Genomic DNA, 18,611 nt, shown 5'->3' with positions numbered 1-18,611 from the left:
CTGTTGTTCGTGGCAGCATATACACGTTCATACTACCTATCTGATTTTTGACCGTTCCTATTTGATCACTTGCAAAATCACTAGATTCACGCTTTGAAGTTGCAGGGGACGGGGATCAATATGCGCGCTATTTTCTATACTGCACTATCATCCATCATAGTCGCGAGTACGCCAGCGGCTGCTTATTGCAGCAAGCCTTCTGCGCCGTATTGCGCAACGAGCTTTGGTGATTTTGACGATCAGTGGGAATTTGATCGCTGCAAAAGCGAGATGGAAAGCTATCAGGACGACGTTCGACGATACATGAGCTGTAGGAATGATGAAGCACAAACTGCCGTTGAAGAAGCGCAAAGTGATAACAATCGGGCGTTAAATGAATTCAACGACGCGGTCTCGTCATTCAATAATCGAGCGCGATAGTAACAAACACATAATGTGGGGATGGCTATGCGGGGAATAATCTTGGTTGTAGTCGCAATGACGTTGGCGGCATGCACGACGCCGATGTGAGAGGCACGCTTGAAACGTGAAGCGCAGCAATGTGAGGCTTTTGGATTTCAGCCAGGCACGGATGCATATGCAAATTGTAGAATGCAATTTGAGTTGAAACACAAGCAGGAGGCGGCTGAATTTGGACAATCCATCGGGAATGCGGTCAGCAGTTCGTATGGCAGCGGTTCGTCATCAGCATCTCAACCGAAATCGGTCTATTGTACATCTCGTCAGAGCTACCCAGGCGCAACCGTGCAAACGATGTGTTATTGAGAGCGCTGCAACGCAAACGAGGAAGCAATGAAATCTCTTTCGTCAGCCATCTGCCTGATACTGGTTCTGGCCGTCATTGGCGGCTGCGCCAACAGGTCGTGTAGAGACTGGCCGGGAACCTGCATCATTCAGTGATCGGCGGCTGGAATACAGCCGCCCAGATTGACGCTATGATTGCTCCTGCTGTAGGAATGAAGAGCGAATGAAATGGCCGCAGCAAGGCAGAAAACTGGCTGTTGCTGCGGCCACCCGAAACGAATTTATGGAATGAATTCAATATCAGGAAGGGATGCATGCCCGGTGGCATGTCCGGACTTCAAATTCTAACGCCCCTGTCTGCTGCTGTGCTTAATCATCCACGAAAAGCCCGAATTTTCGGCGATAGCGGTAGAGGCTTTCCTTATCTGTATGCATCTAAATTGGATCGTGCTACCGAGTTGGGTAGCAAAATGGTAGCAGCCTGTTCGCAGATTGTTCTTCCGGCTTGACCGCCTGTCACGTAGCTGCCAGCCTCTCCATACGAGGGAGGTACAAAAGAATGACACACCAATACGCTTATCGTCCTGAAGACGTGGCGAAACTCTGGGGATGCTCATCCCGCCAGATACGGAACATGATTAATTCCGGCCAACTTGAAGCGTTCCGCGTCGGCAAATTGCTTCGCATTACACCCGCTGCTGTCGAGGAATACGAACGACGCAATGCTGTCTCGGTTAAATCCGAAGAAGGTGCTGCTGCTCTGCCAGGTGAGAGGATGGCCCTCGCAGACACTTTGCGCTTAAGACGACAGACCAGAGAAAATCGGTCGTAGCAGCGGGAGGGGAAAAACCATGAGCACAGACAAACCGCGCATTACTGATCTAGACGAAGACGAACTGATCTCGCTTGCAGATGCTGTTGAGATATTCTTTTCTGGGCGGTTGACGAAATCGTCTTTGCGGACAGAAGCGGCGAAGGGAAACCTCGAAATCATCCGCATCGCAAATAAGGATTTCGTGACGCGTAACGGCATAAGAAGGATGATTGAAAGATGTCGCGTAAGAGTGACGCCGACGCCTGAGATCAACTCGGCAGCCGCGAAATCAGGTGTGTCAGCGCAGGAAGCTTTGAGAATGCGCCTGAACGGTCCAAAATCAAGGGAAGCTCGCTAATACACTTCCAGTAGGTCAGCAAATGTCCAAACGTCTCGATATCACCGCCAGACAGGTAACCGCGATCTGCGAAGGCGCGAAGAAGGCCGGATGCATCCCCGAAATCAAGATCGGTAACGCCTACATCCGTCTGATCCCGCAGGAACTCCTGAACGACATCTCGGATGAAATTCCTTACGAGGACAAGGGAAGAGGCTACCTGTGAGAAGCGATCCCTATTCTTATCCACCACGCGGAATGAACCGAGAGGAAGCCGCCCGGTACATCGGCGTCGGCACAACCAAGTTCGATGAATTGGTAAGAGACGGACGCATGCCCAAGGGAAAGTGGATCGACGGTCGTGTCGTCTGGGATCGGTACAAACTCGACGCCTACTTCACCGATTTGCCTGACAATGACGAGAACGTTCTAGAGAGCCTATTGGCAAGAGCAGAACGCAAGCGAGCGCAGACTTGATCTAATGGAGGGGCGATTGTGACTGAGCGCAAACAAATATCCAAACTAGACGCGGCCAGAAGGCAATTGCTGGCTGCAATACATATCCATTGGTATATGAATGAACCCATTGCTGTGTATTCGCTAGCCGCAAATGTCTGGGAAATCTGCGACGCCCTACTAGCTCGCCAGAACAAGATACGAATTCTAGAAGAAATAACGAACAGCCAAGGCATAATGCCGAGAGCTATTCGAGATTTGATTAATGCGCCAAGAAATTTTGTCAAACATGCGGATCGAGACCCTGATGCTGCGATAGACGATTTTAGCCATTCCGATTGTGACGCAATTCTGCTTACCGCCTGTCTTGATTATATGTCTGCCAATGGTCGTAGCCCGTATGGGGCTGGGGTTTTTGTGACGTGGTATTCTGCGATATACCCGGAAAAAACTGAGCATTTCTTCCGTGCAGAAGCTGAAGCTATCTTCCCTGGATTGGCCTCCGATAGCCGAGAGCGTCAGGTGCAAGCAGCTAGAGATTTTCTCCAGCGTCCACCACAGGTGGTTCTTAACGATGTTCGCAATGAACTTACAGATAACTACAGATGGTCAAATCTGAAGCTACTCTTTGGTCAGAGGCGCGATCCGATAAACCAATCTTAAAAGTGGGAGATGTGATTGACTGTTTGGCCTGATCCGAGCGCATATCATCGTATACGCAATGCTGCTGAAATACTCATGCGTGGCAAAGGTAAATTTGCCAAATTTGCTTACTCTGCGGTACAGCAGCTCTTGTTTCTTTCCACTGAAAGTTTTCCAACAGAAGACCTCAGAGAGCATCACCGAACTATCCGAAGCCTCGCAAAGAAATGCGCAGACAACTATCCCGATGCGCTTCACTATTCTGGCATGTGGGGTCTAACTGCGAAAGAAAGAGATCAGCTTACTTACTCCGTGTTACGAATATTCGAGGCTGCCGCTAAGGCTCGGGGGAAGATTGAGCAAGAGGGGGAATAGGGTTTCGGTCTAATCTGAGTGACCAATGACTTGACCCTCTTTCATTGCTCTGCGAGAAATCGATATGGGCAAGGGGGATTTAAATGAGACTTAAGTCGTTCGCATTTTTAGCTGCATTGATGGCCGCAAGTGGTTGCGTGGCAACTCCTGAAGTCAAATCAACGTTCAATGCGTCTGAGGCAGCTTTTATCAACAAGGCAGGCAGTGGAACGATCAAGGGCCAAGCCTTTTTACGCCGCAATGACGGAATGGTGGTCTACGCAGCAGGGTCAGATGTTCGGCTAATTCCGAAATCAACTTACGCGGATGAACGCATGAATTTGATTTATGCCGGCGGAAAGATTGGCAGATACGTCCAGCCCGTTAACAATAATCCTCAATACATATCGATGACCAAAGTTACCCGCGCTAATGGCGAGGGGCGATTTGAGTTCAATAATGTGGCAGACGGCGAATATTACGTTGTGACGCCTGTCACTTGGATGGCTGGGGATGTATCACAGGGCGGGTCACTGATGGAACGTGTGACCATACGCGGTGGTAACACAGCCGATCTTATAATGACGGGGCAGTAAATGGGACCGTGCATGAAAGGGCGTTTTCGAGAGGCGCTATGAAGCCGTTCAAGATAATTCGGGGATATTGGGCGGCAATATTGTTTGGTATTGTCGGCGCTTTCACCATCATTCTCTGTACCGAAATAGTCCGAATGTTTTATCGCGACGGATTTTGTTCGCCGGATGACTTGAGCGGTATAGCGTGTTTTCGGCAATGGGTTGGAGCTCTCAGTGGATGGGCTGCGGCTATCGCTGCTGGAATAACGATCTATTTTCTGTATGGGCAAACACAGACGCAACGAAAACAGATGGCCTATGCAATAGGTGAAGCTGATCCCGATTTTCTTATTGAACGAGGCGACGACACCAACCGTTGCGTGCTGCGCGTTGTTAACTTTTCCCGGCACAACATCGTCGTTGATCAAGTAAACATTCAACAACCAGACTTTGCTTTTGTCAGCGGGGGCTACATAGACGGAAAGTGTTATGCGGGTAACCAACCACGCTTTCTTGTTAAAGGAAATAGAGGAAAGCCAGCCGGAACAGTGACGCGGCACTTCACGATCAATTTCTCTCGAATGCCTGGATATCCCAATATAGATATCGGCACAGGCGAGTTCGTTTTGGAAATTTCGTACCGGAAGATAGGGCAACGCCATACAAAACATACCGCGTTGTGCCATGCTCTTTCTAGACAAACCTACTGATTTCAGGCCGCCCCTCATCTAAAGCGTTTTGTATTGCTGGGAAGCTGTGGCAGCGAAGGCAAGCCGCCTATTTCCGTCGAGGTTGCCCGGTGAAGGGCTTTTTCCTCATCGTAGGCTTTCATAAGCGCTTTGTAGTTAGGCGCTTTGTTGGCCCGCTTTGCGCTCTTGTGCATGGAAAGCATCAGGTAGAGCATACCGGCAAGACTGGCGCGCTGAAGCACGATGCCAGATAGCTGGTTACATTCCCACATGGCGAAACCCATAGGCATCTGATCCCATGCCTCATACCAGCTTGATAAATCGGTCTCGATCCAATCAGAGCAGGCACGGACAAGATCGCTCACGGCCCAGAGGCTGTACTTGTCGATCAGTCCCTGCTTTCCCACTGCTTCCGCCAGGGTGGACAGGACGATACGGGCGTGGCCTTCACCGTACTTCTCGATCAGTCGGTTGATCGTGGCAACGGCGCGTGTCTGCCCCGGTAGCGGGTAGCTGGTGCCTGGAATAATCTCGATATCAAATTCCGCGCAAAGTTCATGTGCTGTCGTCATGGTGAAACGGCCTGTTTGCTGGATTGGAGACTGTTCAGAATATATCACATTTGGTGAACAGTGCGCTATAATAGATCGAATTTATTGAACATTTGTGGATTGCACATGTCGAAGCTCAACAAGCCTATCCGCTCCATGCTCATCAACCGATACGATGGTGCGCGGGTGCTGCACATAAGCGATATCGCTTTCAAGGAACTGGTCTCAGAGGGCTATATCAAGCCAGACAGGCGCAAAGGCTTCTATCGGCTGGGACACATCATCGATGGTCACGCTGAAGCTGTGCGGATGAATAGGATTGTCGCACCGCATGAGAGAGCAACCAATCCGGCGATGCTGGCCTGCTGTCTGACGGAATAGGAGGCGGGGGTAGGTCTAAACTGTCACCGATCGGTGTCCGAGACCCGTGTGCCAGGACAACACACGTATCCGCAATTCAATAAAAGGGGCGGGATAGTTCAAAGTTCACGAGATTTCCTGAGTTTCGAGAACGCTTCCTCGGCCTTTTTTAATCCGGCGGAGAGCCTTTCGCTATTGATGGTGAAATCAGTACCGCACCCAGGACAAATGACCTTGTCGTTGGATTTAAGCCAAGCGATGGTCTGCTCAATCTGGCTTCCGCATTTAGGGCAAGTCACTCCGATTATCTGTTTTTCAAACATGAGACGCCTCCCGCTGGCAGTTCAACACAGTGATAGCGTCTGTTTCAATAGCTAACCAAAGGGTTGCTGTTTCATGAGCCTCGACAATTTTTGTTTTTCTTACGCTTTATGATTGCCGTCTTGTCGGGCGGGTCTGGAAACGGACGCCGATTATTCCGAGAATGCCCCGCCCCCCTTTTTCTCAATTGCAGATGGATGCGCGAAGTGGGCTGACGGGTACGCAGTGGATAGCGGCGAAGGATCGATATACCGCCCCCCTTGACGCAAATAATGGCTTCTGCCAGCTTGCGAAAACTAGGGGGAGCAATGAAACCACAATCACCACTTTATCCTCTACTGAATGAGATCAATATCGCAGCTGAGAGAGGGCTACCATTTCTTGCAGTAACGATGACGGTGGCACTACCCGATATTTGCGTCTCATTATCTTCTGCTGATGGACGAACTAGCGGAAAATTGTATCGGCAGTGGTGTGACGAAAATCTTCCAAGAGATAAGTTCAGTTTCGTCACATCTGAGGATCTTTATTCAATGCGGTGTGGTGTTGTGCACAATGGGCGCTTTGGAGATCTCGCACATAACGTCGAGAGGGTAATCTTTGTGCCCGCAGGAACCGGTGCAACGATGGTTAATTGTTTAATGAACGATGCATATATTTACAGCGTACCGAACTTCTGTCGCTCGTTTACAGATGCAGTATATGTATGGTTTGAGAAGAACCGGGAAAACGAAAACGTACAGAGTAATATTTCGCGTGTCATGCAATACCGAGATGGCTTCTCGCCCTACATTACGGGCATCAGGGTTCTCGCTTGAGGACATCGCTTGCTGGTTGCTTTGGGTGCCGGACTGATCCGACACCTTCGATATGGATTTCGTTAACGCGGTTCATGGCTAAAAATTTTCTTGTAGCCGGTTCTTAAAAACAAGAGCACGGAACCGGTAGTCGTAACTGGTATCTACACCCTTCTCGGTAGATACCCAGATGTGGTTAGTCCAATATGCGATCTGAAAGAAATCGTTCATCTCTTGTGTGGCGGTCGCACGGTCATTTGGGAAAAAGACACGACCGAGACTGGTTGGCGTAATAGACACGAAGATCAATGGAAGGTAGCCAAGATCGGGGAAAGCGGCTTCTCCGATGTAGTAACGCTTACCGTCGTGCTGATATTTGGTCAGCGGTATGTCTACGATTGTGTGCAGCTTCAGATAGTCATTGTCCGATGAAAATGTGGCCGGGTCAGCCAGATTATTCGCATCATAGCCCGGTGCCGTCATGCGCTTGAGCATGCGTCCATTGAGCATACCTGTGAAACTTCTTACGCTCATATCGTCCTCACGCTCCTTGCTCTACGAACGCGACAAAGTTGACGATGCCGTGACTGGTCAGCCCATCCGGGTCACGCATTGTCATGGTCTGCCGGTGGGATATAGAAACCAGCCGATTGTCAGACAGTTCAATTTCGGCACTGAGGACAGCCCGCCTGACCAGATCACCAACCTGACGACATTCTGGGAAGCCAGGTTTTCGCGACCATACGTCTAGCTGCATGGTGATCTCGAAGCCGGTGATGCACTCCGCATCATCGCTCAGTTCATCGAAAGAGCCGAATGAGACATACGGAAACTCGGCCCCTTCCGGCACGGTGTCATAGACCCGGCCATTGATAACTGCCGACAACGCCGGATCGGATTTGAGACGGTCATACAGGGCCTTTTGAAGCTCAAGGGACGGTGATGTCATGCCGCCACCTCGCTAACTGCCTTGGCCTGCTCGTAGCGCTCCTTCAGCCACGCCGGATAACGTTCTGGGCCGTTCGGGTCGATCTGTTTGCCAATCTGATCTTCGGGCCACCTATGAGCAATCCACGATTGGCTGTGTCCCTGCTGAATGGCGGTCATCTGAATAAACCCACCAACCATGTAGTAACGATTGTCGCCCTCGTTTTCTTCTTCTCCCTCGACAAGTCCGCTGTCGGCACGACATGCGCAAATCAGCCGCATCAGAATGTCGGCAGTATCTTCGTTCGGAAGCACCGGGATCAGGTCAAACTCATGCATCGTATCTGGCAGATGACTGCACCATGTCGCGGCAGGCAATGGTGCGCGCACGAACGGCTCTAATTTCATGGAGCGCCCATTACCCAAATCCACAGTTGGCTTTTCGTAGCTGACCACGCGATACGCCTCATATGCCTGCCGTGCATCAGACCATCCGCCGATGACACATGAGACTTCGCTGATCGGACCTCGGTACCATTGCCCCCACACATCGGTAAACAGCTTGCGGTGAACGGTCTCACAGAAGTCCGCTATGCCGTCCACCAGATCGTCAAAGCTGTTAATCTGCTGATTGATTTCCCATCGCAAGCCAACGGCGAATTCGCCTGCGCCGGTCGCACCAATGAAGCAGTCATATTCCGGTAGCAGGATGACCTTGGAGACAAAGCCCGAAATCTCGCCGGTATCGTAGGGGTGACAAACCCCATCCGATGCAACGAGAATGCCGTCCGTGCCAACTGATATAGCTAACGCGCTCATGCCTGCCCTCCTATCGCCAGAATACATTCGGCCCCAGCTTCACCGCCTGGCACATATCCGCCTGTCGCAAAGTGGTCCAAAGACATGCCGTTGTTGATTGCTTCCAGAATGCCCCGGTTCTGTTTCGTCGCCTTGGCGTTCACAACGAACTCGCCATTGGAGAGCTTTGCAAAGATGCTGTCTGAGGTCGATGAACCGGGACCGCGCACGTGACCGCCGCCCGCCAGTCGTAAACCGGACCATGGGTCGGAACTGCCTCCACCGAATATGCTGCTGAAGATGCTACCGATCCCGCCACTGCCACCGCCTCCGAATAGAGCATCCAGGCCTGAGTTAAGGAAGCGGTCAGCCAGTCGGCCCAGAGCGTCGGACAGCACGTCCGAAGCCTTTGCGCCACTGAGAAGGCCAGAAACCAGCGTACCGGCAAATTCGCGACCGGCATCGTTGACTTCCTGAATAGCTGCCTGCTGCTTGTCGTATGCCTCGGTAGCCTTGTAGTTTGCTTCCACAAGCTGCTCGATCTGGGCCTTTTCCGCAGCCGTCGCCGCCGCTCCTGCATGGCGGAGAGCGGTCATCTTCTCCTTTTCCAGTGCCGTCTTGCCAACCAGCGAGGCTTCGAATTGAAGGTCTTTAATCAGGTCGGTGACAGCCTTGCGTTCGCGCTCAGCGGCCTTGGCTGCCCGGTCACGCGCCTTTTCCTCATCTGACTTGCCCTTCTTCTTGGTGTCAGGCGGGATATACGGCTTCACCGGTGGCTCGATTGTGATGGTGTCGAGTTTGACCGCGGTTAGTTCGTCCTTGCGAGCCTGCAAACGTGCCATCTGCTCGTCGACGGCTTTTAGCTCTGTGGCAGCATCCTTGCCGACGACACCGAGAACGCTATCTTCCCATCCACCTTTTTGAGCAAGAAGCTGTTCTCTTCGCTTGATGAGCGTGTCCAATTCGGCATTGATGCCAGACAGCGTTTTGTTTTCCATACCCTGCCACGACGACAGGAAACCTTGCAGCGCGGTTGCTGCTTCCACGATAGCGCCTTTGACAGCCGTCCCCATCGTGGTCGCCAGACGGTTGAAAGCCTTGTCGATCTCATCAGCCTTCTTGATGAATTCAGCATCGAAGACAGCGCCCATCTTTTCGGCTTCGTTGAGCGTGGCAGTGATGCCTTCGCGACCTTGCTCAATGAGGCGGGTGAACTGCTCGCCCCCTTGTCCTCCAAGCAACTCGTCAAATATCCTGACGCCTGCCGCTGTGTCCTTCAGTCTTCGTGTACGGTCGATGATTTCCAGCAATAGCGCTGAAGGGTCTTTCAGGCGCTGTTTTACTTCAGCGGGTGACATGCCGATCTGAGCAAAGGCATCCGCGCCGCCGCCTTTGCCGGTCTTTGCGTACTCATCACCACGAATATTGAGCTCTTTAAAAGCATCGATCATGGCGTCAATGCCGATGCGGTTCTGATCCGCAACATAGCGCCACTTCTGGAAATCCTCGACCTTGATACCGGCAGTCTGCGCCTCGCGGCCAAGGTCAGCAAATGACTTCGTGACAGCCTGTACACTCGCGGCGAGACCAACTACGCCACCGGCAGCGATGCCCGCAAACAGGCCCTTGCCAAACTCGGCCACGATGCCTTTCATCTTGGAGAAGCCACGGCTCAGCGAGCTTTCCATGTTCTTCGCCGCCTTGTTGGTGCGGCGCTCCATGTTCCCCATTTCGCCGTCAAGCTGCTTGGCAAACTTCGCCATCTGCTTTTCGGCCTGGGCGACACGCATTTCCATGCGCGCATACAATGCGGGTTCATTGGCCATTGTTGAAATCCTTGACTGATTTGCTCAGAGCACGGCTGCGGCGGCTCGCGAACTTCTTCTTGAACAGGCGATAAGCGGGCCAGAAGAACGGATTGGCTGCCATCTCCTGGGTGCCGAACTCTTGCGCCAGAGCGTAATCGAATGTGGCGCTCTGGCCGTCCTTGACGGGTCGCGTGGTGGCTTCGCCGCCAGCCCGCACAACCTGACCGCCTGTCTCGGTCTCGTAATGGCGGATGCTTGGTTTCAGATGGATGCCGTCCTTCGGATCGACCGGGGCCATGCTGCGCGACACACGCACCCATTCGTCGGCGTTCTGCTCTATGGCCCGATTGGTCTCCTTGCGGACCTTTTCAGGCAACCGAAGCATACGCCGCTTAAATTCACCGCTTAGATACCAGCCCTTAGCCATCGGCGTTCTCTTCTTCATCGGAGAAGGAAGCATCCGCCTCATCAACGCCGTACAGTGCGGCAAGGAGAACCATGGCGGCGAGTGGCGCATATGTGCCGACGCCCTTGGCCCGAATAGCTTCCTTAAGCTGAATGATGCCTTCACATGATTTTCGGGTAGTGAGAACCCCGTTGACCCTAGCGATTGGCTTGAGAAGCCTCCACTGCATGAGGTCGGTGCCTTCTGCTGGCTGTGGCCCAAGTGCAAATTCGAGAACGTTCGTGACATCATCCGCCGTCCACGAATTGCCCATCAGGCGTTTGAGCATGGAAATTGCTGATCCATGGTCGTACTCGAAATATGGCAATGCGTGGTGCTTGATACCGATATTGGCCTGATTGCCGTTGATATTTGCGTTAACAGTTAACGCCTTGGCTGTTTCGATGCTCATGTTAACTCTCCGAATAAAAATGGGGTGCCGCCGCCATCGTGGCGCGGTCAGAAGCCCGGATTTTCAGGATCAAGCGGGCGGAGGGTTTTTCGGTCATTTTTCCGTTTCGCTTAACAATTCGATCTGGGGGAAAAAATTATGCGAATGTGGAGGGCGTGGGTACGCGCTCAAAGCCCGATTTCGGATCAAAACGGCCCCCCCGGTCATCGATAGGCCCTCATCTGATGGTCGAGGCGCTGCTTTTCGCCGTCATGGCAAGTCTTGCAGAGACATTGCAGGTTGGTCTCATCCCAGAACTTGGTCTCACTGCCGCCATGTGGTTCGCGGTGATCGCAAACGAGCTTGGATGTGTCGCTTTCCAGAAGTCCGCACATCTGACAGGTGAAGAGATCGCGAGTGAATATCTTCATGCGAAGCTTCTGCCACCGGGCAATGCGATACCACCGACGCCAAGGCTCTACCTTCACACGGTGCGCGTCTCGGCTCTTCTGGCTACCAGGTGTAGGACCAAGGCGGGGCTTCATGGTCGAGACTAGAGGCTTCATCATCTTGAGCTTAGGTCTGGCCATCAGAAGGTCATCCCTTCAGTATTGTGCTTGATGATCTTGAAGATTGTCCGCTGCTCTTCCTTGGTAGGTACGCGTCCGAAAATCTCAGTGGCGTGTGCGTAGCATCGCAGGAATAGCTCGGTCTCGTATCGGGCGCGGGTGCCGAACTCATCCTGAACTCGCTGGAGCGTATTCACAGCATCGTCACCGAACAGCTCAACAATCGGCGTGGTGAACGCATCTGGCTTGTCGTTGGCGTGGGCCTGCTGTTTCGCCGCAGCCTCATGTCGAGACACGGCCTTTTCGAGAGCCGTGATCTTCTCGCCTATTACGGCCAAGCTCTCATCGAGAACAGGCTTGATCTGGGCCATGATGGCCGTAACGAATTCTTGTGCGTTCGTGGTCATGCTGATGCCCTTTCGGTCATTACAGATTTGCTTGTGATGGTTTTGGTGAGGGCGATCACATCGACCGATGACAACGCCACTGCGAGGGTGCGGGCGACGGAAACGGGATCGGCGCGGGGATGCTCTATCATCACCTCATCGCAGATTTCTGCGAGGTACTTCGCCATCTTCTGGTTGAGATGCTTTTCAAGATCGGCGCAAAGCTTCTGGTCGCTGGTGATCTTGCTCATCGAGCTTCCTCCCGATTGGCCTTGGCCTCAACGGCACTGAGGCGTTTCTCAACATCGGAGAGCTTCTCTCCAAAGGCGTCAAAGGATCGGTCGATGTAGCCCTTCACAGCATCGAAGGCTTCATCGAACGCTTGCTGGGATGACATCGCTCCGCCCAAGCGTTCGCCTATCTTTCTCTCGATAGTCTTGAGAACGGCCTCGGCCATGCGCTCACCGCGCTTTTCCCACTCGTCATTGGTCATCACGCGTCCCGTCCTTTCTTCACCATCAGCATCCAGCCATCACATGAAGCGGGCGCTTCCGTTTCCTTGAGCGCCTTTACGGCTACCCATGCGGAACCGTTGAACGTCACTACGTCGCCCTTGGAATAGTCCTGTGCTCGCTGGTAAGCGCCTCGGTATTTGATGCCGCCTTCTTCCAGGGCATCCAGTCGCTTCTTCATCGCATCAAATGCGTCCATGACTTCGGCTAGAGCTTCATAGAAGACGCCAGTTTGGACGGATGATTTCAAAAGCTCCGGTGGGGCGTTCTTGATTAAGTCTCGCAGGCTCATTGCCGATCCTCCGCAATTTCGTGAATGATCCCGTTTTCAAGGCACCAATCGATAGAAGACGGGCTTTCGTCCGATGCGATGTTTTGGATCGTGGAAACGTCTATGCCGGTGCGCTGCGCGATTAGGGCGAACATATCCGTGTCAATCGCCCGGAATTGATCCGCCTGACGCTGGAAATCAGCGGCCGTCCACGATGTGACCGAGTATTCCCCACATCGCGTCTGATGGATGAGGAATGATGCCTTCCGGCTGGCGATGCGCCGATCTGCTGCCAGTGCGATCAACAGGCCGCCGCTTTCGCAGCTACCGACGATATGGGCCGTCTTGCGTTCGGCGGGATGGTCGCGAAGCTGCTTGTGTAGCAACATCGCTGGAAAGCACTCGCCACCGGGGCAGTCGATAATAAGGTCGATGGAATGCGCAGCCGGGGCAGATGCAAGCTTCTCAACCGTGTCGCAGAACATCTGTTCGTCAATCGATCCCTTGATGTCGATCTGGATATGACGGACGTGGTTGCCCTTGGTGCGGTAACGCTCGGAAAGCTTGAGATTGCGCTGCTTCACGGCCTCGGTCGGTTCCAGGCTGATGCCATCATCTGAGAACATGCTGATGATCATCGGCACCAACTCCGGGCAAGTTTCAGGGAGTTGTCGATAAGGCCGCGTGTGGCCTTGCTGCCGTTGATTGCTGGGTGATCCGGCGAGAGACCGGCGCGCAGAGCTTCACGGTGAAAATCTTCGCCGGCTTTCAGAAGGGTATCCAACGTCTCCACAGCGTCGAGCACGGCGGCGGCATAGGCCGCATAAACCGGCTGGAGTTGCTGATTGGCCGTCTGGACGTATTCGCGATGGAGGCTCTGGAAGGTGCCGCTCGTCTCGGTATCCTGATTGACGAGTTCGGCCAGATTGTCGGCTGCACCATCGATCTGTAACTGGCTGGGAATTGACCGAACCGTAACACCGGCCTCGGCATTGCTGCGGCTTAACCGCATATCGGAAAGCTCACGCGATGCTAGCGCTCTGGCGTTCCGAGTTGCTTCATAGGCCTGTCCCGCTTCAACAAGCTGGCGGGGCTTCTCTGGAAGGCGAAGAGCGCGGGTGAAGTATTCCGCGCCCTTCTGGTCTTTGCTGTTCCGGGTCATGTTGGGTGCCTTGTTTGCCATTGCTGACAAATCTATCACCCCGCATCGTCACGCCCCGTCACGCGTGACATAATCCCGGAATGCGACTTCAAGAGCCTCCTTGACAAGCTCCGGATCATCATCGTCCCATTCCTTCAGATGGCCGGTTTCGATGAGGAAATCTCTGACGGCTTCACCCGGAAGCGCGAGAGGGAATATCACATCACCACGGCGTTGACGGGCGCGACAATCACGCTGACGCTCTGCTGCCGTCCTGGGGCGTTCACTGCTGGTTCTCCTGGTCAATTCGCCCTCGCGTGGATAAGAACGCTCTCCGCTGCGGCAAGGGTGGCCTCAAGCACGGTCAAGCCAAACCGCCGACGAAGCGCCGGGATAATCGGGTGCGGCTTCTGGTCCGTCGGCGTGGTCGCCAGCCATTGAGCAGCTTCGACAACGCGGGGATTGATTTGCTCGGTCATACCGGTTCCTCCTGAACCTTGAATGATTGCAAATGGCCAGACGCCCACTTGGCAAATTCTGCGACCTGCGCAAGGTTTTTCATGTGCTTTTCAACCTGATCTGCGCGTAATGTCAGAGTGTAGAACTCTGCTTCAGCTTCCTTCTCCTCGTCACATGCATTTCGAAGTTCCATGAGTGTCAGTGTGTCTTGAATGCTTTCTTTCTCAATATCGACATAGCGCCCCAGCCAGTTGTTCTCACGTTCAAGACACTCGGAAGCGCTATCGAGATAGCTAATGATGAGAGCCAATACTTCGGTGTATGTTGCGAGTGGTTCGGTGCTCATGCTGTCTTCCTTTCTTGGAAGTTGGCAACGTTTCCGTCACCTTTACGATTTGGGATGTTGTAGATGACTTCCAGTGCCGCCTTACGGATCAGGTACGGCATTGCATCGATCACGTTTGACGGCTTGGCTTCTGCCCATGCGAAAAGATCAAGCTGGCTCATGCTGCCCTCGCTTCGCGTTTCCACTCTTCGATGTCACAGGGAAACAGGCATTCCTTCATCAGCCGATGAAGAGCCGTTTCAAAGTATGCTGACGGACAGCCGATCCTCTTGAGGAAGTCTTGCCCATCTGAAATGTTGGCTGGAGCATCGAAAGGAAGTTCCATTTCGTCTTCACGCGTAGACGCTAAACTTGAAACCTCGGAGCGGATTTCTCCTGTTTCTTTATCTAGGTCCTCGCCCTTTTCCTGCTCCTTATCCTTCTCCTTGCTTCGAAGCCCCTCGGAAGCCCCTTGCAAGGCCCTTTCGTATTCCTCGCATTCTGGGCGTCCAGAAAGGTGAAATTCCGTGCGATAGAGACGGTAAAAGTCCAATGAAATCGGGCAGATAGGGAGTAAGGCGATCTGCTTCGCAACCCCGGCAACCTTGTTATCCTTGGGGGTGAGGCGTGGGGCCACCTGAGAACGGATCATATCGTGTACCCAGACCAGTTCTGCCTCACTGTCATAAGAGGCTATTCCGGCATCAATGACCCTTTGAAGCCCCTTCGAAGCGCCTTCCAAGGGTATGCCAATATCCAGCGCCAAATACTCGATATTCAGCGGATAAATGCCGATCATCGTTGAGTGGTGACTGGTCGTGAGGTGATAGTAGACCGCGATTGCTTCCAGATCGCCGCGAAGCTTCTTCAGATCGGTTTTCCAGATTGTCGGCGGAATAGATGCAAATGATCTCATCGGCCATACCTTTGCTTGTAAACTCGGTCAGCGTGTTTGGAGCAAACCAGCGCAAGCCATTGCCAGAAACGATTGTGGAGTGAATGTAGCAAGCGCATCACGAACTCCTCCCGTAGCCATAGCCCGGCGAAACCCGAACGTGGGCTTGATGGATATCAGGGCGGCGGCGCTGAAGCCTCGCCAATTCATCTTTCGCTTTGCGGTAGCCGCTTCCGTCAAAACCAAGGTAACGAGGCCCGCCATAATCGGCGTGACTGTCGTCGGTGTCATAATTTGCCGAGAACGGTTCCGGCATTTCTATGCCGCGCTGCGTGACCTGTTCGGGCCAGCCAAGCGTCAGTTCATCGTCGCCGCTGTCGCAATGATCATGCGGCTCATCTTGAATGTCGCCGCCGTGCTCGTTCTCGTCCTCTAAATCGTCGTCTTCAAAATCGGGGTCGCCGTCCATCTGGTCGAGAAGCCGGATCATGTCTTCTATCCAGCTTTCCAGCATGAGCCGGTGAAAGCGTTTAACGGCGAGGCTGTTCATAACTCTACCTCCACTTCCAAGGCTTCCTTTGCCTTTGCTGCGATCATGTCCTGCTGAGATTTGATGCTGCCGAACATGACCGGCCAGCCATTGCTACGGCTGCGGGGCAGAATAACGGCCATGTATTCACCTTCCTGCCATTCGTCCAAAGCGTCGGCCACGCTCTGTGAAAGGTCGTTGAGTTGATCGACAGGCAGCTTGAGCTTGCATGGATCACTTAGCCCGCCTGACGCGAACCCGTACCTGTAGCCCCGGCTGGTGTCTGGAAAGACCATCGCATATTCCGGGCGGTCCTCATCAACAATGCTAGCCAGGGTGTCGGATAGCTCGCGGGCAAGACGCCTTGCCTTCACCCACGGGTTCTCTGTTGCCGGTCCCGGCAGTTCTGTGGTATTGCTCTGCATGTTCTTCTTTCCTGTTTGCGGGGCGAGGTGAACACAGCCCGGTTTTGAGGTTGCCGCCTCTGCCGGGCCTTTTGCTTTCTGGGTCATCCCTGACCTCCGATGTTGGCGCGAAGACCCAGCATTTCAGCGAGACGCATTACCGGCACTCTCTTCACACCTCCAACTGGAATAGTTGGAATATCGCCAGTACGGGCGGCTCGATAGGAAGCATCCCGTGATAACCCAAAGAACAGCTGCCCCGCTTCGATGATGGTTATTGTGGGCTTCGTAAGCGCTTCATCAATCGTCATTATTTTTCTCCATTTCGTGTGTATCGTGCACACAAAACTGAATTTACACAAAATTAACTTGACCGCAACTATTTTGTGCGCACTTTATGCACTTAATAGCGGAGATTATGATGGCGCGGCCAAAATTGGGCGAGAGTGAAACCGAGAGGCTTCACATCAAGATTACGAAGGATGAGTTGGAGGCAATCGATGATTGGCGCTACGAAAACCGTATACCGTCCCGATCTGAAGCAGTAAGGCGACTGGTACAGATTGGGTTGAGGCTGGATAGGCACTTCGACGCGCTCTTAGAAAACCTAAATGACTTACGTGCTTTAATGCCGCGAATGATCGATAACTTGGATAACGCGGTGAATGGGGTTGATGATGAGGCCTATTCGACCCAAGCGCTAACCGAAGTTCTCGTTGCCTTTATGAACCAAGCAGAAGGGCAAAAGCGAATGATCAACCTTCTGTATGGAGTTTTGGGCGAGGCCGCGACCCTCAAAGACGCAAAGACTACAGCGCAGGCGATCCAAGAGGCTGATGAGGTGGCCGACAAATATTATACGAGTGTCAAAGAGGTTCTTAAGCCGCTTGCTGAGAAGTGGAAGGAGAGCAAATGAAAGGCCACATCCGCGAACGCTCGCCCGGCAAGTGGGCAATCGTCCTTGACGTTCCTGATCCTGAAACAGGAAATCGCCGTCGCAAATGGCACACCTTTCATGGAACCAAACGACAAGCCCAGGTCGAATGTGCCCGGCTGATTTCCGAGCTTAATGGCGGCGTTTACATCGAGCCTGACAAAACCACGGTTTCGGAATTTTTGAAACGGTGGCTTGTTCACGTCAAGCCGAGCGTATCGAACAAGACCCATGAGCGCTATACCGAACTCTGCGAACTGAATATCAAGCCGCTGCTTGGCGATGTCATTTTGAATAAGCTCAAAACTGAGCGTATCGACAACGCGCTAGCAACGGCGCTCGTTTCCGGCCGCGTTGACGGCAAAGGCGGGCTTTCTCCAACTACTGTCCGGCATATTCGCCGGGTGCTTGTCATGGCGCTTGGTCAGGCTGTGACATGGGAATTGCTGCCGAGGAACCCGGCCACGACATCCAAGGCTCCGAAGCAGGTAAAAAAGCCAATGAAGGCTTTTGACGCCAACCAGACAGCAATGTTGTTGCAGGCCGTCGAAGGCAAGCGTCTGCATATCCCGGTGCTTCTTGCGGTAATGTGCGGAATGAGGCGTGGTGAAATTGCGGCACTGCGCTGGAAGCATGTCGATTTCGAAGGATCGCGGATATTCGTGATCGAGAGCGCCGAACAGACGAACAAAGAAACCCGTTACAAGGAGCCAAAATCCGGGAAGGGGCGCGTTGTCGATCTCCCGGCATCTGTGACCAAGGCTTTACAGACGCATCGGGCCAAACAGGCGGAAAATCTTTTGCTGCTCGGAATACGGCTGAACGATGACAACTTTATCGTTGCGGACCATGAAGGGAAACCGCTTCAGCCAAGATCACTGACCGACGCTTGGCAAGATTTGATCAAAGGCAATGCGGAACTGCCCCGCATCAGGTTTCACGATCTACGGCACACCCACGCCACGCAGTTGCTTGCCGCTGGCGTTCATCCGAAGATTGCCAGTGAACGCCTCGGCCACTCGACTATCGGCATCACGCTCGATCTGTATTCGCATGTCATGCCGGGCATGCAGGCTAATGCCGCAGCCCAGATTGACGCGATGATTACTCGTGCTGTAGGAAAGAAGGGAAAATAAAAAGGTAGCAAATGGGTAGCAAATCGCCATTCAACATTGCT

At 53.1% G+C, this 18,611-nt stretch carries 35 protein-coding genes; 12 read left to right on the top strand and 23 right to left on the bottom strand.

The window, feature by feature from the left end; genetic code table 11:
* Positions 1-120: 120 nt before the first annotated feature.
* From ACYSN1_RS13525 to ACYSN1_RS13490, 8 genes are all read left to right on the top strand, one after another.
* A complete protein-coding gene (locus tag ACYSN1_RS13525) occupies positions 121-420 on the top strand; it encodes a hypothetical protein (protein WP_146206485.1) in 300 nt (99 codons plus the stop codon).
* Positions 421-1,303: 883 nt separating this feature from the next.
* Positions 1,304-1,576 carry a helix-turn-helix domain-containing protein gene (locus ACYSN1_RS13520; protein ID WP_461726152.1) on the top strand — a complete coding sequence of 91 codons (273 nt, stop codon included), beginning with the start codon at positions 1,304-1,306 and terminating at the stop codon, positions 1,574-1,576.
* Between the two features lie 19 nt (positions 1,577-1,595).
* The gene (locus ACYSN1_RS13515) at positions 1,596-1,916 is read left to right on the top strand and encodes a hypothetical protein (protein WP_461726151.1); all 321 of its coding nucleotides are present in this window, start codon (positions 1,596-1,598) and stop codon (positions 1,914-1,916) included.
* Between the two features lie 22 nt (positions 1,917-1,938).
* The gene (locus ACYSN1_RS13510) at positions 1,939-2,121 is read left to right on the top strand and encodes a hypothetical protein (protein ID WP_461726150.1); all 183 of its coding nucleotides are present in this window, start codon (positions 1,939-1,941) and stop codon (positions 2,119-2,121) included.
* Positions 2,122-2,228: 107 nt separating this feature from the next.
* Positions 2,229-2,372 (top strand): hypothetical protein, encoded by a 144-nt coding sequence (locus tag ACYSN1_RS13505; RefSeq protein ID WP_461726149.1) that lies wholly within the window; start codon positions 2,229-2,231, stop codon positions 2,370-2,372.
* 18 nt (positions 2,373-2,390) lie between these two features.
* On the top strand, positions 2,391-3,014 hold the full coding sequence (locus tag ACYSN1_RS13500) for a hypothetical protein (RefSeq protein WP_461726148.1): 624 nt from the start codon (positions 2,391-2,393) through the stop codon (positions 3,012-3,014).
* A 437-nt stretch (positions 3,015-3,451) separates the two neighbouring features.
* A complete protein-coding gene (locus tag ACYSN1_RS13495; RefSeq protein ID WP_461726147.1) occupies positions 3,452-3,943 on the top strand; it encodes a carboxypeptidase regulatory-like domain-containing protein in 492 nt (163 codons plus the stop codon).
* 38 nt (positions 3,944-3,981) lie between these two features.
* A complete protein-coding gene (locus tag ACYSN1_RS13490) occupies positions 3,982-4,632 on the top strand; it encodes a hypothetical protein (RefSeq protein WP_461726146.1) in 651 nt (216 codons plus the stop codon).
* Between the two features lie 14 nt (positions 4,633-4,646).
* Here the strand turns inward: ACYSN1_RS13490 and ACYSN1_RS13485 are convergent, their stop codons facing one another.
* Positions 4,647-5,183, bottom strand: a complete 537-nt coding sequence (locus ACYSN1_RS13485) for a hypothetical protein (protein ID WP_461726145.1) — start codon at positions 5,181-5,183, stop codon at positions 4,647-4,649.
* Positions 5,184-5,288: 105 nt separating this feature from the next.
* Here ACYSN1_RS13485 and ACYSN1_RS13480 point away from each other — a divergent pair, with 105 nt between their 5' ends.
* Positions 5,289-5,543 (top strand): hypothetical protein, encoded by a 255-nt coding sequence (locus ACYSN1_RS13480; RefSeq protein WP_461726144.1) that lies wholly within the window; start codon positions 5,289-5,291, stop codon positions 5,541-5,543.
* 98 nt (positions 5,544-5,641) lie between these two features.
* Here ACYSN1_RS13480 and ACYSN1_RS13475 read toward each other — a convergent pair whose 3' ends face one another.
* A complete protein-coding gene (locus ACYSN1_RS13475) occupies positions 5,642-5,845 on the bottom strand; it encodes a YnfU family zinc-binding protein (protein ID WP_151588454.1) in 204 nt (67 codons plus the stop codon).
* A 306-nt stretch (positions 5,846-6,151) separates the two neighbouring features.
* Here ACYSN1_RS13475 and ACYSN1_RS13470 point away from each other — a divergent pair, with 306 nt between their 5' ends.
* Complete coding sequence (locus tag ACYSN1_RS13470; protein ID WP_151588455.1) at positions 6,152-6,661, top strand: hypothetical protein; 510 nt, start codon at positions 6,152-6,154, stop codon at positions 6,659-6,661.
* A gap of 78 nt (positions 6,662-6,739) precedes the next feature.
* Here the strand turns inward: ACYSN1_RS13470 and ACYSN1_RS13465 are convergent, their stop codons facing one another.
* The 21 genes from ACYSN1_RS13465 to ACYSN1_RS13365 form a co-directional block, all read right to left on the bottom strand.
* Positions 6,740-7,174 carry a hypothetical protein gene (locus ACYSN1_RS13465; RefSeq protein WP_318282608.1) on the bottom strand — a complete coding sequence of 145 codons (435 nt, stop codon included), beginning with the start codon at positions 7,172-7,174 and terminating at the stop codon, positions 6,740-6,742.
* 7 nt (positions 7,175-7,181) lie between these two features.
* Complete coding sequence (locus ACYSN1_RS13460; RefSeq protein WP_461726143.1) at positions 7,182-7,589, bottom strand: DUF3168 domain-containing protein; 408 nt, start codon at positions 7,587-7,589, stop codon at positions 7,182-7,184.
* A complete protein-coding gene (locus ACYSN1_RS13455) occupies positions 7,586-8,386 on the bottom strand; it encodes a hypothetical protein (protein WP_461726142.1) in 801 nt (266 codons plus the stop codon). The genes ACYSN1_RS13460 and ACYSN1_RS13455 overlap by 4 nt, the downstream gene beginning before the upstream one ends.
* Positions 8,383-10,191: a hypothetical protein gene (locus ACYSN1_RS13450; RefSeq protein WP_461726141.1), complete on the bottom strand. Its 1,809-nt coding sequence runs from the start codon at positions 10,189-10,191 to the stop codon at positions 8,383-8,385. The genes ACYSN1_RS13455 and ACYSN1_RS13450 overlap by 4 nt, the downstream gene beginning before the upstream one ends.
* Positions 10,181-10,600 carry an HK97-gp10 family putative phage morphogenesis protein gene (locus ACYSN1_RS13445; protein ID WP_461726140.1) on the bottom strand — a complete coding sequence of 140 codons (420 nt, stop codon included), beginning with the start codon at positions 10,598-10,600 and terminating at the stop codon, positions 10,181-10,183. The genes ACYSN1_RS13450 and ACYSN1_RS13445 overlap by 11 nt, the downstream gene beginning before the upstream one ends.
* Positions 10,593-11,030 (bottom strand): hypothetical protein, encoded by a 438-nt coding sequence (locus ACYSN1_RS13440; protein WP_461726139.1) that lies wholly within the window; start codon positions 11,028-11,030, stop codon positions 10,593-10,595. The genes ACYSN1_RS13445 and ACYSN1_RS13440 overlap by 8 nt, the downstream gene beginning before the upstream one ends.
* A gap of 203 nt (positions 11,031-11,233) precedes the next feature.
* Positions 11,234-11,404 (bottom strand): HNH endonuclease, encoded by a 171-nt coding sequence (locus tag ACYSN1_RS13435; RefSeq protein ID WP_461726297.1) that lies wholly within the window; start codon positions 11,402-11,404, stop codon positions 11,234-11,236.
* A gap of 194 nt (positions 11,405-11,598) precedes the next feature.
* A complete protein-coding gene (locus ACYSN1_RS13430) occupies positions 11,599-11,985 on the bottom strand; it encodes a hypothetical protein (protein WP_461726138.1) in 387 nt (128 codons plus the stop codon).
* Positions 11,982-12,215, bottom strand: a complete 234-nt coding sequence (locus ACYSN1_RS13425) for a hypothetical protein (RefSeq protein ID WP_461726137.1) — start codon at positions 12,213-12,215, stop codon at positions 11,982-11,984. The genes ACYSN1_RS13430 and ACYSN1_RS13425 overlap by 4 nt, the downstream gene beginning before the upstream one ends.
* Entirely contained in the window at positions 12,212-12,460 is a 249-nt protein-coding gene (locus ACYSN1_RS13420; protein WP_461726136.1) for a hypothetical protein, read from the bottom strand. Before ACYSN1_RS13420 ends, ACYSN1_RS13425 begins: the two co-directional genes overlap by 4 nt.
* A complete protein-coding gene (locus ACYSN1_RS13415; protein WP_461726135.1) occupies positions 12,457-12,768 on the bottom strand; it encodes a hypothetical protein in 312 nt (103 codons plus the stop codon). Before ACYSN1_RS13415 ends, ACYSN1_RS13420 begins: the two co-directional genes overlap by 4 nt.
* Positions 12,765-13,385 (bottom strand): ATP-dependent Clp protease proteolytic subunit, encoded by a 621-nt coding sequence (locus ACYSN1_RS13410; RefSeq protein WP_461726134.1) that lies wholly within the window; start codon positions 13,383-13,385, stop codon positions 12,765-12,767. The genes ACYSN1_RS13415 and ACYSN1_RS13410 overlap by 4 nt, the downstream gene beginning before the upstream one ends.
* Complete coding sequence (locus ACYSN1_RS13405) at positions 13,382-13,909, bottom strand: hypothetical protein (RefSeq protein WP_461726133.1); 528 nt, start codon at positions 13,907-13,909, stop codon at positions 13,382-13,384. The genes ACYSN1_RS13410 and ACYSN1_RS13405 overlap by 4 nt, the downstream gene beginning before the upstream one ends.
* Positions 13,910-13,957: 48 nt before the next feature.
* On the bottom strand, positions 13,958-14,194 hold the full coding sequence (locus ACYSN1_RS13400; RefSeq protein WP_461726132.1) for a hypothetical protein: 237 nt from the start codon (positions 14,192-14,194) through the stop codon (positions 13,958-13,960).
* Positions 14,191-14,367 (bottom strand): hypothetical protein, encoded by a 177-nt coding sequence (locus ACYSN1_RS13395; protein ID WP_461726131.1) that lies wholly within the window; start codon positions 14,365-14,367, stop codon positions 14,191-14,193. Before ACYSN1_RS13395 ends, ACYSN1_RS13400 begins: the two co-directional genes overlap by 4 nt.
* Entirely contained in the window at positions 14,364-14,693 is a 330-nt protein-coding gene (locus tag ACYSN1_RS13390; protein WP_461726130.1) for a hypothetical protein, read from the bottom strand. The genes ACYSN1_RS13395 and ACYSN1_RS13390 overlap by 4 nt, the downstream gene beginning before the upstream one ends.
* Positions 14,690-14,854 (bottom strand): hypothetical protein, encoded by a 165-nt coding sequence (locus tag ACYSN1_RS13385; protein WP_461726129.1) that lies wholly within the window; start codon positions 14,852-14,854, stop codon positions 14,690-14,692. The genes ACYSN1_RS13390 and ACYSN1_RS13385 overlap by 4 nt, the downstream gene beginning before the upstream one ends.
* Positions 14,851-15,588: a hypothetical protein gene (locus ACYSN1_RS13380; protein ID WP_461726128.1), complete on the bottom strand. Its 738-nt coding sequence runs from the start codon at positions 15,586-15,588 to the stop codon at positions 14,851-14,853. Before ACYSN1_RS13380 ends, ACYSN1_RS13385 begins: the two co-directional genes overlap by 4 nt.
* A gap of 97 nt (positions 15,589-15,685) precedes the next feature.
* A complete protein-coding gene (locus ACYSN1_RS13375) occupies positions 15,686-16,117 on the bottom strand; it encodes a hypothetical protein (RefSeq protein WP_461726127.1) in 432 nt (143 codons plus the stop codon).
* Entirely contained in the window at positions 16,114-16,608 is a 495-nt protein-coding gene (locus ACYSN1_RS13370) for a hypothetical protein (RefSeq protein ID WP_461726126.1), read from the bottom strand. The genes ACYSN1_RS13375 and ACYSN1_RS13370 overlap by 4 nt, the downstream gene beginning before the upstream one ends.
* A complete protein-coding gene (locus ACYSN1_RS13365) occupies positions 16,605-16,811 on the bottom strand; it encodes a helix-turn-helix domain-containing protein (RefSeq protein WP_461726125.1) in 207 nt (68 codons plus the stop codon). Before ACYSN1_RS13365 ends, ACYSN1_RS13370 begins: the two co-directional genes overlap by 4 nt.
* Positions 16,812-16,921: 110 nt before the next feature.
* Here ACYSN1_RS13365 and ACYSN1_RS13360 point away from each other — a divergent pair, with 110 nt between their 5' ends.
* Positions 16,922-17,416: a ribbon-helix-helix domain-containing protein gene (locus ACYSN1_RS13360; RefSeq protein WP_461726124.1), complete on the top strand. Its 495-nt coding sequence runs from the start codon at positions 16,922-16,924 to the stop codon at positions 17,414-17,416.
* Positions 17,413-18,570, top strand: a complete 1,158-nt coding sequence (locus ACYSN1_RS13355; protein WP_461726123.1) for a site-specific integrase — start codon at positions 17,413-17,415, stop codon at positions 18,568-18,570. The genes ACYSN1_RS13360 and ACYSN1_RS13355 overlap by 4 nt, the downstream gene beginning before the upstream one ends.
* The last annotated feature ends 41 nt before the right edge of the window (positions 18,571-18,611 follow it).

This window comes from Brucella sp. LJL56, from assembly GCF_054871705.1.
This window is presented reverse-complemented; position numbering and strand designations above follow the sequence as displayed.